This is a genomic window from Agromyces humi, assembly GCF_009720255.1.
GTDB lineage: Bacteria > Actinomycetota > Actinomycetes > Actinomycetales > Microbacteriaceae > Agromyces > Agromyces humi.
Genome location: NZ_WJSP02000014.1, coordinates 13,693 through 30,477, shown reverse-complemented (window position 1 = coordinate 30,477; position 16,785 = coordinate 13,693). Strand labels below are relative to the sequence as shown.

Annotated in this window: 13 protein-coding genes; 7 read left to right on the top strand and 6 right to left on the bottom strand. The window is 67.7% G+C overall.

What is annotated here, in order from left to right; all coding sequences use genetic code 11:
- Window positions 1–1,117: mannose-6-phosphate isomerase, class I (gene manA / locus GH736_RS03130; protein ID WP_235933811.1), on the bottom strand; the 1,117-nt coding region annotated here is incomplete at its 3' end.
- Window positions 1,118–1,230: 113 nt separating this feature from the next.
- On the opposite strand from manA, the gene GH736_RS03125 reads away from it, so the two are divergent.
- The 3 genes from GH736_RS03125 (at window position 1,231) to GH736_RS03115 (ending at window position 5,191) form a co-directional block, all read left to right on the top strand.
- Entirely contained in the window at window positions 1,231–2,409 is a 1,179-nt protein-coding gene (locus GH736_RS03125; RefSeq protein ID WP_159600177.1) for an acyl-CoA dehydrogenase family protein, read from the top strand.
- Window positions 2,410–2,504: 95 nt separating this feature from the next.
- Window positions 2,505–3,869, top strand: coding sequence for an O-antigen ligase family protein (locus GH736_RS03120; RefSeq protein ID WP_159600175.1), 1,365 nt, complete (start codon window positions 2,505–2,507; stop codon window positions 3,867–3,869).
- Window positions 3,866–5,191, top strand: coding sequence for an O-antigen ligase family protein (locus GH736_RS03115; protein ID WP_159600173.1), 1,326 nt, complete (start codon window positions 3,866–3,868; stop codon window positions 5,189–5,191). Before GH736_RS03120 ends, GH736_RS03115 begins: the two co-directional genes overlap by 4 nt.
- A gap of 37 nt (window positions 5,192–5,228) precedes the next feature.
- Here the strand turns inward: GH736_RS03115 and GH736_RS03110 are convergent, their stop codons facing one another.
- From GH736_RS03110 to GH736_RS03100, 3 genes are all read right to left on the bottom strand, one after another.
- Entirely contained in the window at window positions 5,229–6,215 is a 987-nt protein-coding gene (locus GH736_RS03110; RefSeq protein WP_159600171.1) for a glycosyltransferase family 2 protein, read from the bottom strand.
- A gap of 2 nt (window positions 6,216–6,217) precedes the next feature.
- Window positions 6,218–7,351 (bottom strand): glycosyltransferase family 2 protein, encoded by a 1,134-nt coding sequence (locus tag GH736_RS03105; protein ID WP_235933812.1) that lies wholly within the window; start codon window positions 7,349–7,351, stop codon window positions 6,218–6,220.
- A gap of 67 nt (window positions 7,352–7,418) precedes the next feature.
- Window positions 7,419–8,708 carry a lipopolysaccharide biosynthesis protein gene (locus GH736_RS03100; protein ID WP_159600169.1) on the bottom strand — a complete coding sequence of 430 codons (1,290 nt, stop codon included), beginning with the start codon at window positions 8,706–8,708 and terminating at the stop codon, window positions 7,419–7,421.
- Between the two features lie 45 nt (window positions 8,709–8,753).
- On the opposite strand from GH736_RS03100, the gene GH736_RS03095 reads away from it, so the two are divergent.
- On the top strand, window positions 8,754–9,644 hold the full coding sequence (locus GH736_RS03095) for a glycosyltransferase family 2 protein (protein ID WP_159600167.1): 891 nt from the start codon (window positions 8,754–8,756) through the stop codon (window positions 9,642–9,644).
- A gap of 21 nt (window positions 9,645–9,665) precedes the next feature.
- Here GH736_RS03095 and GH736_RS03090 read toward each other — a convergent pair whose 3' ends face one another.
- Entirely contained in the window at window positions 9,666–11,687 is a 2,022-nt protein-coding gene (locus tag GH736_RS03090; protein ID WP_159600165.1) for a DUF7657 domain-containing protein, read from the bottom strand.
- Window positions 11,688–12,059: 372 nt separating this feature from the next.
- On the opposite strand from GH736_RS03090, the gene GH736_RS03085 reads away from it, so the two are divergent.
- Genes GH736_RS03085 through GH736_RS03075 form a run of 3 tightly spaced genes read left to right on the top strand, consistent with a single transcriptional unit; the run spans window position 12,060 to window position 15,072 of the window.
- Window positions 12,060–13,265: a nucleotide sugar dehydrogenase gene (locus GH736_RS03085; protein ID WP_235933810.1), complete on the top strand. Its 1,206-nt coding sequence runs from the start codon at window positions 12,060–12,062 to the stop codon at window positions 13,263–13,265.
- Window positions 13,262–14,050 (top strand): glycosyltransferase family 2 protein, encoded by a 789-nt coding sequence (locus GH736_RS03080; protein WP_159600161.1) that lies wholly within the window; start codon window positions 13,262–13,264, stop codon window positions 14,048–14,050. The genes GH736_RS03085 and GH736_RS03080 overlap by 4 nt, the downstream gene beginning before the upstream one ends.
- Window positions 14,047–15,072, top strand: a complete 1,026-nt coding sequence (locus tag GH736_RS03075) for an NAD-dependent epimerase/dehydratase family protein (RefSeq protein WP_159600159.1) — start codon at window positions 14,047–14,049, stop codon at window positions 15,070–15,072. Before GH736_RS03080 ends, GH736_RS03075 begins: the two co-directional genes overlap by 4 nt.
- 77 nt (window positions 15,073–15,149) lie before the next feature.
- Here GH736_RS03075 and GH736_RS03070 read toward each other — a convergent pair whose 3' ends face one another.
- Entirely contained in the window at window positions 15,150–16,751 is a 1,602-nt protein-coding gene (locus GH736_RS03070; protein ID WP_159600157.1) for a hypothetical protein, read from the bottom strand.
- Window positions 16,752–16,785 lie beyond the last annotated feature (34 nt).

Here is a 16,785-nt window from a genome sequence, read left to right as displayed (position 1 = left end):
CGTCGAGCGGCACGCGCGCGGCATCCGCTGCCCGGTGCTCCACACCGGCCTCGTCCGACGCCGCGACCGACGCAGGCTCGGCGCGGTAGAGCACGAAGTCGGGCACGTCGGGACGGAACGCCACGACACCCGGGCCGGCCGGCTCGGGCTCGAGCCGCGGGGGCGCGATGGGGGTGAAGTCGAGCACCTCGACCAGCTCGGTCACATCGATGTGCTTCGGCGTGAGGCCCCCGCGCAGCACGTTGTCGCTCGCAGCCATGAGCTCGATGCCGAGGCCGGCGAGGTAGGCGTGGATGTTGCCGGCCGCGAGGTACAGCGACTCGCCCCTGCGCAGCCGCACGCGGTTGAGCAGCAGCGAGATGACGATGCCGGGGTCGCCCGGGTACGCCTCGGCGAGGGTGCCGACGGTCTCGAACGAGAGGGCGTACGGCGACCGGCGGGCGGTGTCGGATGCCGCGAGCGCGGTCACCCGCTCGGTGACCCACGCGGCCTCGCCCGTGTCGCCGCCGCGTCCGTCGCGGAGCAGCCACTCGACCGTGTCGCGGAGCGGCTCGGCCGAACCGAGGTGCGCGGCGAGCAGGTCGAGGGCTCCCGAGTCGGGTGCGGCGTCCGCGGCATCCGCCGCCCGCAGCGTCTGCAGGATGCCGTCCACCTCGTCGAGCGGACGGAAGCCCGAGAGCGCATCGAACGTCTCGCTGACCGCGACGATGAGTTCTGGCTTGTGGAACTCGTCACGGTAGTTGCGGTCGTACGCCGAGACGGGCACGCCCTCCGCCTCCTCCCGCGCGAAGCCCGCTCGGGCCTGCTCGGGCGTGGGATGGGCCTGCAGCGACAGGGGCTCCGCCGCGGCGAGCAGCTTCAGGAGGAAGGGCAGCCGCGCGCCGTGTCGGGCGAGCCGCGCGCCCAGCGCCTGCTCGGGCGCGGCGGCGATCCACTCGGCGAGGTCGGCATGGCCCACGGATGCCTCGTCGACGACGACCGCCGGCGAGCCCGCGTGCGCACCCAGCCAGAGCTCCGCCTCGGGCACTCCCGACGGGGCGACACCCCGGAATTCGGCGATCGCGCTCGTCGACCCCCAGGCGTAGTCGCGCGGAGTGTTGCCGATCGTCACAAACATGCTCGGTGGTCCCTTCCCGGAGTTTGGCTCCAAACTACCAACGGCTTCGAGCGCCCCCGGCCCGGTCCTAGGCTCGACGGGCCACCCACCACGCATTGTGCATTGGAGCAGTCATGACGTTCGAGCCGCTCGCGAGCGACTTCTACTCGTACGAGTCCCTTCTCAGCGACCAGGAGAAGGCGGCGCTCGCCGACCTTCGGGCCTGGCTCGATGCCGACGTGCGACCGATCGTCGCCGACTACTGGGATCGCGCCGAGTTTCCGGTGCAGATCGTGAAGCCGCTCGCCGAGCTCGGCGCCTTCTCGTTCAGTTGGGAGGAGACCCGGCCCTTCGAGAACTCCGCCGTCTTCCGCGGCTTCGTCGCCCTGGAGCTCGCCCGCGTCGACCCGTCGGTCGCGACGTTCGCGGGTGTGCAGAACGGCCTCGCCACCGGCACGATCAGCGTCTGCGGCTCGCCCGAGCAGCGCGCGGAGTGGATCCCGAAGCTCGCGAGCGGCGAGGTCGTCGGGGCCTTCGGGCTCACCGAGCCGCTCTCCGGCTCCGACTCCGCACAGGGGCTGCGCACGACGGCCACGCGCGACGGCGATTCGTGGATCCTCAACGGCTCCAAGCGCTGGATCGGCAACGCCACCTTCTCGGACATCACCATCATCTGGGCGAAGGACGTCGAGGACGGACAGGTCAAGGGCTTCATCGTGCCCACCGACACGCCGGGCTACACGGCCACGAAGATCGAGGGCAAGGTCAGCCTCCGGGCCGTGCAGAACGCCGACATCACCCTCGACCACGTCGTGGTGCCCGAGTCGCTGCGCCTGCAGAACGCCAACTCCTTCCGCGACACCGCGAAGGTGCTCCGCCTCACCCGCGCCGAGGTGGCCTGGGCCGCCGTCGGCACCGCTGTCGGCGCGTACGAGGCCGCCGTGAAGTACGCGGGCGAACGGGTGCAGTTCGGCAGGACCATCGGCTCCCACCAGCTCATCCAGGACCTCCTCGTGAAGTGCCTCGGCAACATCACGGCGTCGCTCGGCATGGTCGTGCGCGTCTCGGAGATGCTCGACCGCGGCGAGCAGCGCGACGAGCACTCGGCGCTCGCCAAGGCGTATACGACGGCGCGCATGCGCGAGACGGTCGCCTGGGCCCGTGAGGTCGTGGGCGGCAACGGCATCGTGCTCGAGTACGACGTCGCCCGCTTCTTCGCCGACGCCGAGGCGCTCTACTCCTATGAGGGCACCCGTGAGATGAACACCCTCATCGTCGGCCGTGCGATCACGGGCACGGCCGCGTTCGTCTGATCCCGCGACCCACCCACGGCGGATGCCGCGAGCCCACGTTCGGCTCGCGGCATCCGTCATCTGATCGCAATGCCCCGCGCGATAGCCTTGGACCCATGACCACCGGCCGACGTCGCACCCTCATCGGCGCGTACGCGACGTTCGCCCTGTTCACCGTGCTCGCCGGCCAGTTCTGGCGCAACCTGCTCGGCTGGTGGGGCTTCGCCGCGGTGGCGCTCGTGGTGATCGGGGGCGCCGTCGCCCTGCTTCTCGCCGAGCGGCCGGCCTGGCGCTGGCGACGCGTGCCGAAGTCGACCATCGCGTTCCTGCTGATCGCCGCACTGTCGATCGCGTGGTCGTACTACCCGGGCGCCAGCGCCCTCGGCGTCGCCATCACCCTCGTGACCACGCTGGTCGCCGTCGCCCTGGTGCTCTGCCTCACGTGGGACCGTTTCGTGCGGGCGCTCGCGGGCGCCATCAAGTGGGTGCTCGGGCTCTCGATTGTGTTCGAGCTCTGGGTCGCGATCTTCGTGCGCGAGCCCGTGCTGCCGAACTTTCCCGACTTCGACCCCGACGCGGGCACGTTGCCCATGGCCTTCTACTGGTCCCGCGCGCTGCTGTTCGACGGCGGCCCCATCGAGGGCATCGTCGCGAGCCGCAACATCCTCGGCATGGTCGCGCTGCTCGGGCTGATCGTGTTCGGCGCCATGCTCGCCGCCGGCAGCGTGCGACGGTCGCAGGGCATCGGGTGGCTGGTCGTGTCGGGGGGCGTCCTGCTCCTCACCCGCTCGGCGACCGTCATCCTCGTCGGCGTCCTCGTGCTCGCGGCCCTCGGCTTCGCCATGTGGGCTCGCCGGGTGGGACCCGACCGTCGCCGCGGCGTCTACTGGGCCGCGGCCGGCGCGCTCGTGGCATCCGTGGGTCTGCTCGTCGTCTTCTGGAACGCGCTGCTCGGACTGTTCGGCAAGAGCGAGGACCTCACCGGCCGCTTCGACATCTGGAACGCGGTGATCGGCCTCGCCGCCCAGCGCCCGTGGTTCGGCTGGGGCTGGGTCGGCTACTGGGTGCCGTGGGTCGAGCCGTTCGACGGGCTCGCGGTGCGCAACGGCGTCGAGTACCTGCAGGCGCACAACGCCTGGCTCGACGTGTGGCTGCAGCTCGGCATCGTCGGCCTGGTCGCCTTCGCGTCGATCGTCGTCGGCGCGCTGTGGCGTTCGTGGTTCCTGGCAGTGGACCGGCCACGCGACGCGACGGGGAGGCTGCTTCCGCACACCGCGGCGTCCTTCGTGCCGCTGCTCCTGCTCGTCGCGCTCGTCGGCCAGAGCCTCGCGGAGAGCCGCTTGCTGATCGAGGGCGGCTGGCTGCTGCTCATCGCGATCGCCTGGTCGACCAAGCGACGCCAGTGGGATCCCGAGCCGATCCCGGCCGCTCCCCCGCCCGTTCGCGCCTCGCGGATGCCGCCGCCCGGGGTGGCTCGATGACGGATGCCGGCGGCGGTGCGCATCTCGCGCTCGCCCTGCGGGAATTCGCCGGCTCGGCACGGTTCGCCCAGGCCCTCACCCTGCTCGTCATCGGATTCGCCTTCACCACGCACGCCGTCCGCAGCCTGATCGGATGGCCGGGCCTGCTCGCGGCGCTCGGCGGACTGCTCGCGCTCTGCGCGCTGTCGCTCGTCGCCCGGTGGCGCGCCGTCGAGTGGTACGGCATCCTCCCGATCACCATCCTCGTGTTCGTCGGCTGGTGTGCGGCATCCGTGCTCTGGAGCGGACCCGGCGCCAACGCGCCGGCCGCCACCGCGTTGCGCGTGGCATACCTCATCGCCTTCGCGTTCCTGGGGGTGTACGTGGCGCTCATGCGCGACACCATCCAGATCGTGCGCGCCTTCGGCGACGTCATGCGGATGCTGCTCGCGGCCTCGATCGGATTGGAGGTGCTGTCGGGCGTCCTGCTCGACGTCCCCATCCGGATCCTCGGCATCCAGGGCGACCTCGCCCGCCTCGGGCCGATCCAGGGCCTGTTCGGGTCCCGGAACCTGCTCGGCTTCGTCGCCCTCATCGCGCTGCTCACCTTCGTGGTCGAATGGCGCACGAAGATCATCACGCGCGGCAAGGCGGTCGCGTCGATCGTGCTCGCCGCCTTCTGCATCGTGTTCGCCGGATCTCCGACGACCTGGATCGCGCTGGGTACCGCCGGCGTGGCGACCGCGGCGCTCTACGGGTTGCGACGCGCTGCGCCCGCGACGCGATGGCGCTGGCAGATCGCGCTGCTCGTCTCGGGCATCGCCGCGCTCGTGACGGCCTGGATCCTCAGGATCCGGATCATCGAGCTGCTCGATGCCAGGGCCGAGTTCGACGTGCGCCTCGACGTCTGGCGCGAGCTCTCCCGCTACCTGAGTTTGAACCCGCTGCAGGGCTGGGGCTGGGTCGGCGCCTGGAGGGACACGGCGCCCTATTCGTGGATCGAGCTCGCGACCGGTCGCCCGCACGGGTCGGCGCTCAGCGCCTACGTCGATGTGTACTTCCAGGTCGGCGTGATCGGACTGCTGCTGTTCGTCGGGCTCGTCGGCGTCGCGCTCGTCCGGGCCTGGCTGCTCGCCTCGACGCGTCGGAGCGTCGTCTACGTGTGGCCGGCACTCATGCTCGTCGTGATCGCGGTGACGAGCTTCGCCGAGAGCTTCGTCCTCGGCGAGGGCGGGTGGTTGCTCCTCGTGGTCTGCGCGGTGAAGGCCGCCAGGGACATGAGCTGGCGTGATGCGTTGGCGGCGGGGCGGCCACCGGCACCGACGGTGGAGCGGCTCGGCTGAGGCGCTGTGCGCGGCCGTCGACTTCGATCGGCTGGTGTCAGACGGGTTGCACGAGGTCGCGCAGCACGTCCTGCGCTCCTCGGCCGAAGCGGTCGTAGGCTCCCGAGCGCCATTCCCGCCACACCGGCACCACGCGGTGGAGACGCCGCGACGCGAGTCCCTGGCGCATCAGCTCGTGGTCGAGCTTGGCGCGCACCGCCGCCTCGACGTCCGGGACCGGAGCGATGACGGGGAGGCGCTCGGCGAGGTCCTCGGCTCTGGCGAGCAGCCTGGCGTTCCGCTCGGTGCGCGGCTCGCGCAGCCGGGCGACCTTGCCGCCGGCCCCGAGGCGGGTCACGCCGATCTGGTTGCCGCCGTGCTGTCGGTAGTCGATCAGCGGCTCGGCCACGATGGCGATGCCGCGACCCACCGACGCGACCATGGCAAGCCATTCGTCATGCACCCAGCTCGGGGGGAACGGTGCCGCTCGTTCCACGAGCGATCGGGAGACCATCATGGTGGCGCCGGTGAGGACGTTGCGCCGCAGGAGTTCGCCGAACGCGGCATCCGAATCCAGCCGGCCGCGGAGCCGGTCGTCCACTCCGAGTGTCTCGAACAGGGAGGAACCGATCGGCTCGCCCCGGTCGTCGACCAGGCGTGCCTCGGCGGCGACCAGGTCGAGCCCCGGCCGTGAGGTGAACACGGCGAGCGCCTTCGCGACGCGATCGGGATGCCACACGTCGTCCTGGTCGCACAGGGCGATCACGTCGCCGGATGCGGCGCGCAGCGCCTGTTCGAAGTTCGCCGTCACGCCGAGAGCCACGGGGTTGCGAAGGACCACGAGCTCGGGCGTCGGGGCATCCGCTGCCGCCCGATGCTCATCGACGATGGTCCGGGCGAGCGCCACCGTGTCGTCGACGGAGGCGTCGTCGGAGAGCACGATCTCGTCGACCGGCGACGTCTGCCGCAGGATGCTCTCGAGCTGCTCCGGCAGGTAGCGAGCGCCGTTGCGAGCGCCGAGCGCGACGGAAACCGCGGTGGCCACGGTCAGCGGCGACGAACCGGAACCGAAAGGATTCCCAGGAACATCCCCGCCATGATCGTCTGGACACCGAGGATCATGAGGAGCGCAGCAGGAATGGCGAGGCGTACCGTGTCCACCACCTGCTGCTCGCCGAAGCCTGCAGCAGCCCAGGCCGTGAACTGCACGACTCCGATCACGAATCCGATCAGGAAGAGTGCCACGCCGACGATCGCTCCCGACTCGAGCGTGGCACGCTCGGCCACCCGTTCGAAGGCGGCGCTGCGCGGGATGAAGAACCCCTCGTGGCGCGCATAGAGCTTGGCCAGCAGCGCGAAGAGCACGGCTTGGTATCCCACGATTGTCAGCGCGAGCAAGTACACCTGGGTCGAGACGTTGAATCCGATCGTGCCGACCTCGATGGGGCCGAAAGCGAGGATGATGCTGCCGATCAGGCCGAGAAGGAACGCGGCAGCCCCCGGGTAGAGGAACAACCAGCGAGGACTGAAGATGAGAAGGAAGCGAAGGTGCCGCCAACCATCGCGCCAGCTCCGCAGGTGAGGGGGGCGGGAGCGCCCGTCTTTCGCGAGCGTCGTCGGAACCTCGCTGATCTTGAGTCCGGCAAGCGTCGACTTGACGACGACTTCACTGGCGAATTCCATACCGGTCGTGATGAGGCCGATCGACATGATCGACTCACGCTTGAATCCCCGGAGACCGCAATGGAAGTCTCGGATCTGCGACGGGAAGAAGAGCCGGCCGACGAAGGAGAGTACGGGATTGCCCAGGTACTTGTGGAGCGGAGGCATGGCGCCCGGAGCGATTCCGCCACGGAAGCGATTGCCCATCACGAGGTCGTCCCCAGCGCGCAGGCGCTCGAGGAACGGATCGAGGTCGGAGAAGTCGTAGCTGTCATCGGCATCGCCCATGATGACGTACTCGCCCAGTGCGGCCTCGATGCCACCCATGAGCGCACTTCCGTACCCCTTCTCCGCCACGTCGACGACCCTGGCGCCGAGTTCGCGGGCGATGTCCTGGGACCCGTCCGTGCTGCCGTTGTCTGCGATGACGACCTCGCCCACAACCCCTGACCGCTCGAAGTAGCCTTGAGCCTTCCTGATGCAGGTGGCAAGGGTCTCAGCCTCGTTGAGGCAGGGCATGACGACCGAGAGTTCGATCGTGGACGTGATGGTCATGGGATCCTTCTGAGGTGGGGGACGAGTCATTCTAACGGAGGTCCTCCGCCTCTTCGCCCGCCGCCGGCGTCCAAGGTTTCAGACGTGCCGGTGCGTCTGGTGGCGTCCGGAACGACCAGATGGATGCCAGCAGGGCACTCGCCGCAGTGCCGACGATCACGCCGACGGCGGCGGCTACAGCTCCTCCGAGGGAAGCGGACGTGCCGACCATCGCGGCGACTCCCAGCACCAGTCCGATGGCTGACGAAATCGTTGCGGCCAACGTCCGCCACGAGGTGATGAGGAATGACGAGGCGATCAGTCCGATCGAGAAGAGGAAGACACCCAGTAGCAGCAGTCGCAGGAGTGGCACGGCGTCCTCGTAACCGGGTCCGTAGAGGAACGGAACGAGCCAGGGCGCCAGCGCAGCCACAGCTCCGAAGGCGACCAGGAGTACGGCCGTCATCGCCGCCATAATGCGCAGATGATGGCCTCGTGCGTGCGCCGGATCGTCCTCGAGCCAATGTGCGTACCTGGGAATGAGCACCTGACTCACTGCCTGCGCGAGCATCGACGCCGGCGTCGCGAGGGCGATCGCAGCGGCGAACATGCCCGCTTCCTCGGGACTCGAACTGGCGAAGGCGAACACCATCGAGAATTGGATGAGGCCGTTGCTCGCGACGAGGCCCACCGAGTTCCAGGCGATGAGGTGCCAGACGTCACCCGGCGACGTTGCGGTGTCGGGAGTGAGGTCCGGTCGTTTCCGTCGCATGGACGGTACGGCACTGAGGGCGAAGAGTGCGTAGCCGAGGGTCAGCGGCCAGAGGAGCAACGCGGTCTGACCCGCGAGGATCACCAGGGCGAGCAGGCCAAGACTGGCCGCAGCGCTGATGGCGTCCCAAACCGCTGCGGAACCGACCTCACCCAGTCCCATTCGGATTCCGCGGGTCAGGATGTACGCGGACCATGCGAACGTCAGGGCGATGACGGCGACAGTCTCGGTCGGCTGCGCCCCGGCCAGGGTCGATGCCGTGATCGCGGCGATCGTGCCGATGACCACAGCGGCGATTGCATTCGAGATCCACAACAGCCGGAGGACGTATCGCGGCGAACGACGATTCCTGAGGGCACGGGCGAGGAAGGTCCCGGCCGCGTTGCCTGCGGCCGTTGGCCAGAGCAGCGAGAGGATGATCGAGAGCGAGATCAGCGTGTTCACCAACGCGAGCGAATCGGCACCGACGAAGCGCGCGATGAGGATGGAGTAACCGAACCGTGCCAAGCCCTGGACGGCGACGCCGACGGTCGACAGTGCCCCCTGTCGGATGAGGGAGGATTGAGGCACCCGAGAATGCTATCCCCGTGTGGGGGCAAGGAGTGCCGAGGCCGAATGCCGTTCGACATCATGATGCCGTTCTATGGTCGCGTCGATCACTTCCGCATCGCGGTGCAGAGCGTGCTCGACCAGACCGACGAAGACTGGCGACTCGTCGTCATCGACGACCACTATCCGGATGCGTCCGCCGGTGAGTGGCTCAAGGGCCTCGGTGACGCGCGCATCGAGTACGTGCGGCACGACGCGAACGTCGGCATCAACGCGAACTTCCAGGAGGCCGTCGATCGATCCGTCGCGGACTGGTTCACCATCTTCGGCTGCGACGACGCCCTGCATCCGGGCTACGTTCGGCACATGCGTTCACTCGGCGCGGCGTTCCCCGATGCGGCGATGCTGCATCCCGGCGTCCGGATCATCGATGAGAAGGGCGAGGTCGTCCGTACCATCGTCGATACGGCCAAGGCGTTCTACCGACCGAGGGCGAGCCAGCCGATCCGGCTCTCCGGCGAGCAGCTGGCCACCAGCGTCACCAGGGGCAACTGGATGAACTTCCCTGCGGTCGCATGGCACGGGCCGCGAACCCGGGCGATCGGATTCCGCGACGGCTACGAGGTGGTCCAGGATCTGGCACTGGTACTGGATCTCTGCCAGGCCGGCGGGTCGTTGGTCGTCGACGACACGGTGGAGTTCGACTACCGCCGGCACGCCGGAAGCGTCTCCTCGTGGAAGGCCGTCGACGGGAGCCGCTTCCTCGAGGAGCGTGCGTTCTTCCTGCAGCTCGCCCGGCAGTTCGACGACCGCGGCTGGCAGCATGCCGCCCGGGCGGCCCGCTTCCACCTGTCGAGCCGAGTCAACGCACTGACTCGCATCCCCTCGGCGCTCGCCGCCCGCGACCGCTCCGGGTTCCGAACGCTCACCGGTCATGCATTCGGACGGAACCGCTGACGGCGGCTCAGGCAGTCGGGCTCAGGAACGCGCCGGAACCACTTGGAGGATGCGCAGCTCGCCGTCGGCCGCGAGGTCGAACTGGTCGATGGGCGCGAGGCACTGGCTCTCCACCTCGACCGACTCGTCGACGAGCACGTAGTCGACGTGCTCCTGGGCGAAGTGGGAACACGCGTCGAACGTGACGAGGATCTGGTCGGGCGCGGGATTCGAGATCCCGGGTTCACCGGGTCCGGGAATCCACCCCACACCCGCCAGGCGATTCCACTCGAACTCATATTGTCCGGTGGGATCGACGAGTTCCCACATCGAATCGGACGGAGCGCCCTGGAATCCGTTGAACGCCTCCACGCCCGACTCGAGCAGGAGTGCCGTCGGCAGCCGTCCGCCCATCCCGACCCACGTGGCTCCATCGGCCTGCTCGTCCAGCGCCTGCACGGCGGCGGAGGCATCCGTCTCGCGGAGGTCGAGGACGCCGCGATAGACGGGGTTGACGGTGGCGGAACTGAGAATGCCGACGAGCAAGAAGGCCGCCACGCCGAGTACCGCCCGCGATCGGGCGAGAAGGTAGATCGCGGCGGCGGAGAGCAACGCCAGGAGCCACCAGTACCTCGCCGGGTCGATCGCGCCGGGCGCCGTGACCCGCATCGCGATCGCGATCGCCCCCTGTGAGGCAAGGAAGGCGAATGCGAGAACTCCGGCGAAGATCCTTCCGGGTCTACGGTCGCGAGACAGCTCCTTGATGAGGATCACCATGATCACCAGCGAAGCGAACCCGAGGCCTATCCTCAGCCGATTCGGCATCGTCCGGTCCAGGAAGAGCACGTGCGCCAGGGCATCCCATCCGGGGACGAAGATGAATGCCAGGATGACCAGGGTCGCCGCCGAAGCGCCGACCAGCATCCACGGGAACACCATGGTCCGCCGCCACCTGACGAGCAGCCACACCACCACCGGGAGAAGGAAGATCCCGATGAAGAAGAACGTCGACGCCTCGGACGAATTGGTGCCCAGCCAGCCCCCGGACTTGAGCGCGAGGGCGAACGACGAGGACAGTGTCGCGGCCACCTCCACCAGATTCCCCTGGCCGGTGGGGAAGAGCCGTTCGCCTGGATACGCCGTGCCGAGGAACGCCTCGACGGTCTCCCGCTTCTCGGAAAGCCAGAGGACGGTGACCGCGGAGCCGACCACCCCCGCGACCACCACCGGCGAGAGGCGCAGCGCGAGCAGGCCGAAACGCGTCCCACTCCTCTTGGCGTCGACGACCGCCCCGACCGCGGCGAGTGCGCAGACGAGCACGATCGGCACGATGAACGGGACGTAGATTCCCATGGCCATCACCACGGTGAGATAGGCCAGAATTCCGGCCCAGACGATCGGGACGACCTTCGTCGCCGAGCGGAGGCACCAGACCAGGGTCGTCAGCAGCACGAAGCCCCATGCGACCGGCCACAGCGTCGTCTGCAGGAACCACCACTGGAAGAACGGGCTGAGGAAGAACCCGGCGGCGATCCCGGCGGCGAGGAGGGGTCGCCGCGGAAGGATCGTGACCGCGAAGCAATATGCCGCAGCGATGAGCGCGAGTCCCGGCAGCCACCACTTCAGCGCGATGGCGTGGTCGACGTCCCAGACGAGGAAGCCGAGGAGGTGGGGGCGGAAGGCCACGGACCAGTCCGCCCGAGGGAGGTCCTGCGGGATCGTGGCGTCCATGCCGCCGGGGAACGTCTCGTTCTCGACTGGCAGTCCCTGCTCCGCCTGCGCGATCGCCCAGACCGTCTGGACGTTCCACTCGTCGGTTCGAATGAGCTGCGGCGAGCCGGCGATCAGGTCTGGGTCGCGTCCCTCGTGCAGCTCCGGATAGAACGCCCCCGACGACGAGCCGTTCACCGAGAGGCCGACGAGGATCGCCCCGACGACGGCGAGAAGGAGCGGGAGCGCGACGAGCACGCGGATGGCGGGCAGCCCGTCGGGCCGCGGTTCCACCCAACGATCGAACCGTGCGCGCCAGGCGAGCAGGGTGCCGCGAGTCGCGCTCTGGCTCACCGACCTGACCCGTTCGTCGACGCCGTCTGAGGCGTGGCGGGCAGGCGCAGCGGGAGGCGAATCACCTAGGTAACCTACCCGAACTCTGGAGTGGGCTAGCGGCGCTTCAGGCGCAGCCGGCTCTGGACCTTCGACGCCAGCACGCGCGGGCCACCGTTGCGGGACGAGAACCGCGCGTCCCCCTCATGAGGCAACGCGTCCTCATGAGGCAAAACGTCGGCAGTAGGTCACGACCGGAGCCTCGCCGCGGCTCGTGCAGTCTCGAACGGGCCGAGCACGTTCTCGAACGAGGCCGAGCGCGTTCTCGAACTAGGATGATCGCGACTCTGCATGCCAGCACGCCTTGATCGTGCTTCTCCGAGTGAGGACCTCGTGAACTCAGCATTCTCCCATGACGTCGTGGTCATCGGCGGCGGAGGCCATGTCGGCTTGCCGCTCGCGATCGCGTTGGCCGACCGCGGCTCGAAGGTCGTGGTCTACGACATCAGTGCGAGCGCGGTGGACGTCATCAACTCGGGCAGGGTGCCGTTCTCCGAGCCGGGCGCCGAGCCCGTGCTGCGCCGCGCGCTCGACGCCGGGATGCTGACGGCCTCCACTGACCCGTCGGTGGTCGCGACTGCGGCCAACGTGATCGTCGTCATCGGCACACCGGTCGACGAGCACCTCAATCCCGATCCCACGGCCATCCCCGAGGCGCTCGAGTCGTGCAGCCGGTACTTCCGCGATGGACAGCTCATCATCCTCCGGAGCACCGTGTATCCCGGCGTCACCGCGCTCGTCGAGAAGATGGTGGCCGACCTCGGGGTTCAGGCGGATGTCGCGTTCTGCCCAGAGCGGATTGCGGAACACAAGGCGATGGAGGAGCTCTTCACCCTGCCGCAGATCGTCTCGTCGCGGTCGGAGGACGGACGTCAGCGCGCCGCCGCCCTCTTCGGGACACTGACCGACGAGATCGTCCACCTCGAGCCCGAGGAGGCGGAGCTCGCGAAGCTCTTCACCAACACCTGGCGCTACATCAAGTTCGCCGCCGCGAACCAGTTCTACATGATGGCGAACGATCGCGGACTGGACTTCGAGCGCATCCGGAAGGGCCTCACTCACAACTACCCACGCGCGAAGGATCTCCCGGGTCCCGGCTTCGCTGCAGGTCCGTGCTTGTTCAAGGACACCATGCAGCTCGCGGCATTCAGCGACAACACGTTCAACCTCGGCCACTCGGCGATGCTCGTCAACGAGGGCCTGCCACTCTACCTCGTGAGCCGGCTGGAGAAGTCCTACGACCTCGCCAACATGACGGTGGGAATACTGGGCATGTCGTTCAAGGCAGGCTCCGACGACATCCGCTCGAGCCTCTCCTACAAGCTGCGACGTGTCCTCAAGTTCAAGGCGAGGGCTGTGATTGGCACGGACCCACACGTCAGCGACGAGGTGGACGACACCCTGCTGCCGCTGGAAGCCGTCCTCCAGAAGGCGGATCTCCTCATCATCGCGACGCCACATGAGGAATATCGGAACCTCGAGACGTCGCTCCCCGTCGCGGACGTGTGGAATCTGCTCGGCGACGGAGTACGAGTGTGACGCCACGCGCCACCGTCGTCATCCCCGCGTACAACGAGGGCGACGCCATCCTGCCGGGGCTCGATCGCATCATCGAGGCGGTGAAGCTCGATGTCGAGATCCTGGTGGTCGTCGACTCGCCCGACGACACGACCGTTCCGACCGTCGAGGCCTATGCGGCGTCGCATCCGTCCGTTCGGATCGTCATCAACACGTACGGGCGGGGGCCAGCTCAGGCTATCCGGTTCGGGATCGACGTGGCCGCCGCACGCACTGTCGTTGTGACGATGGCCGACGGATGCGACGACCCAAGGCAGATCGATGACCTCGTACGGCTCGTCGAACGCGGCGTCGTGGTCGCCGCGGCATCGCGATACATGCCGGGCGGACAGCAGGTCGGTGGTCCGCGGTTCAAACGCTTCCTCTCCCACACCGCGGGCTTCAGCCTCAACTTGCTCACCAGTGCGGGGACGCGCGACGCCACGAATTCTTTCAAGGCCTACGACGCCGCCTTCGTGAAGGAGGTCGGCATCGACAGCCGCGACGGGTTCGAGATCGGCCTGGAACTCACGGCCAAGGCGCGACGGCTGCGGCGTCCGGTGGCGGAGATCCCGACGATCTGGCTGGATCGGCAGTTCGGCCAGTCCAACTTCAAAATGTCCAAGTGGATTCCGAAATACCTTCGGTGGTACCGCTTCGCCTTCGGCCCTCCGCTGAGTGCCGAACAACTTCGGTCGAAGGTGGCGGGCAGTTCGCCGGCCATCGGTGCCGATTCCAACGAGAAAGCAGAGAAACGAACCCCATGAAGAAAGTCGTCGTCACCGGATCCGCCGGATTCATCGGCGGATACATCGTCGAGGAGCTCCTGAACCAGGGGTATGAGGTCGTCGGGGTGGACAACTACTCCAAGTACGGGCCGATCAAGAAGTCCTACGACGACAACCCCAATTACCGGCTCGTCGTCGGCGACGTCCAGGACGTCGAGCTGATGACCGAGCTGCTGTCGGATGCCGATCACTTCATCGCCGGCGCGGCACTGATCGGGGGCATCTCCTACTTCCACACCTATGCCTACGACCTGATCGCGCAGAATGAACGCATCATCGCGTCGAGCGTGGATGCCGCGATCGCTGCGCACAAGCACGGGCGCCTCGAGAAGGTCACGTACATGTCCTCGTCGATGGTCTTCGAGTCGACGGACCGCTGGCCCAGTAAGGAAGGCGACGAGCGTCTCGTTCCGCCGCCACTGTCCTCGTACGGATTCCAGAAGCTCGCCGTGGAGTACTTCGCGCGCGCGGCGTGGGACCAGTACAAGCTTCCGTACACGATCCTGCGCCCGTTCAACTGCGTCGGGATCGGCGAGTCACGCGCATTGGGCGACGTCGAGATCGACTCGGGCAACGTGAAGCTCGCCATGAGCCACGTCGTCCCCGATCTCGTGCAGAAGGTGCTGAAGGGTCAGGACCCGCTGCACATCCTCGGTGAGGGTGACCAGGTGCGCCACTACACCTACGGTGGCGACCTCGCGCGGGGAATCGTACTCAGCCTCGACCACCCGGCCGCGCGCAACGAGGACTTCAACGTCTCGACGGCCGAGGGTCACACCGTCAAGGAGCTCGCAGAGGTGATCTGGCGCAAGATCAAGGGACCCGACGTCCCGCTTCGCCTCACCAGCGATCCTGGCTTCGAGCACGATGTGCAGAAGCGGGTCCCCGACGTGACCAAGGCGAAGGAGGTTCTCGGCTTCGAGGCGACGACCAAGCTCGAGGACATGCTCGACGAGGTCATCCCGTGGATCGAGAACGCCGTCAAGGACGGCACCATTTAATCCCGATCGTGGACGACGAAGGCGGTGGCTCAAGGTCACCGCCTTCGTCGTGAATCTCGCGATGGGCCATGAATCGGTCATCCGCATCGCTCGAGCGTTCCCTCGCTGGTCACGGTCAAGACTGCGTTGCTGCGGTTCGTCATGGTCAGCGCCGCGCCGTCCGTCGTTACCTCGCGATGCGCCGACGTCCCGGTCGAGTCGGTGAGCCGGAGGTCGACGATGCCGGAAGGCGCGCGCACCGTGACCGCCTCACCGCTCGGCACGCTGATCTCTTGCTCGTCATCCGACGCACAAGTCTGCGCGGCCGTTTCGGCCGGCTCGATGTCCACTGCTACGTTCAGCTCAACCGAGAGCCGATCGCCTGCCGCGTATTCCGTCGCTTGCAAGCTGCCCGATCGCGCAAGCGCGATCACGTCGGCCATCGTAAGATCGGGTGCAACGACCGGGTCGGGTACCTCTCCGGGTTCGAACGCGCCGGGGTCGTCGTGGGCCAGGGCGATGGCAGCGGAGATCCGCGCGCGACTGCCTCCCTCGATCCCCTGCTGCGTGACCATGGCGCTGATGAGCAGTCCCGCGTTGAAGATCCCGATCGCGAGGATCACGGCGATGCCGATCCCATGGTGCGCCCCGATCGCCCATTGCAGACCGAGCACGATCATCGGAGCGGTCAGGAAGATGAGGAGGTACGCGTACCGACCCGCAGCGGCAGACTCGATTCCGAGGTTGACACGGGAGAACGCGGTCAGGAAGGCGAAGACGAGCGCCGCCAGCGCGAGGACGAGCGCGGGCAGCCCGTCGGTGGACAAGACGCCCCATCGCACACCCAGCAGCAGCACGAGGGCGAAAGCGAGAATCGCTCCGAAGACCTCGACGGGGAACATCGCGCCCAGTCCGGCGGAGAACATCTCCCCCACGTAGCGTGGCACCGCTACGAGTAGGTCGGTGAGATCATTCGCCCGACCTTGCTGGACCTGCAGTCGACCTACGACCACGTACCAGATGAGGTAGACGAGCGCGGCAGGGCTGAATACTGCCAGCGTCTTCCACATGCCGATGCGGCGAAGCGCCACGAGCCCCGTTGCGACCAGCACCGGGAGTGCGGTCCCGGAGAACATCGGGGCAATTGCCGCGAGCACTCCGATGATCACGAGCTTCCACCAGGGAATCGGCCCCACGAGCAGGAGCAGCAGTGCGACCATCGCGAGGAGCGCAGCGGTGATGAAGCCGAATTGGAACGCCCAGAGGATGTTCTCGGCACCAGCCCCCAGAAAGGTCAGCGGAACCGATGCGGCGGTAGCGAGCCATACAGCGACGCCGCAACGCCGCATGACACGCCATGTGACGTGAACGAATGCGAGATGCGCCACGAGCACCGCCACACCGAACGGAACGTACGAATTCAAGCCGAATAGGTCACGGAGCAACAGGAACACCGAGAACGGTGCCACACTCCAGTGTCCGACATGCGGCTCCCAGACGCGGCCCTCCTGGGACGGAACGAGGAACGCCCAGTCGTCGAAATAGAACCACTGGGTGCGCATCATCATGAAGATCGCCAGGAAGCCTGCGCCGAGAACCAAGTAATGGGCTACCGATGCGCTGATGCCCCAGAGTTTGTTATTCGAGCGGGGCCCGTTGTCGGAGCGTGCCTTCGCCGACTCGTTCTCAAGCTGAGGCACCTCGCACGATCTCCTGTGGGTAGTCCGATGCACC

What these genes read in the sequence shown, in the direction of transcription:
- GH736_RS03095 (WP_159600167.1), top strand. Translation starts at nt 8,754, where the DNA reads ATGCCGTTCGACATCATGATGCCGTTCTATGGTCGCGTCGATCACTTC.
- GH736_RS03120 (WP_159600175.1), top strand. Translation starts at nt 2,505, where the DNA reads ATGACCACCGGCCGACGTCGCACCCTCATCGGCGCGTACGCGACGTTC.
- GH736_RS03105 (WP_235933812.1), bottom strand. Translation starts at nt 7,351, where the DNA reads ATGCCCTGCCTCAACGAGGCTGAGACCCTTGCCACCTGCATCAGGAAG.
- GH736_RS03075 (WP_159600159.1), top strand. Translation starts at nt 14,047, where the DNA reads ATGAAGAAAGTCGTCGTCACCGGATCCGCCGGATTCATCGGCGGATAC.
- GH736_RS03115 (WP_159600173.1), top strand. Translation starts at nt 3,866, where the DNA reads ATGACGGATGCCGGCGGCGGTGCGCATCTCGCGCTCGCCCTGCGGGAA.
- GH736_RS03125 (WP_159600177.1), top strand. Translation starts at nt 1,231, where the DNA reads ATGACGTTCGAGCCGCTCGCGAGCGACTTCTACTCGTACGAGTCCCTT.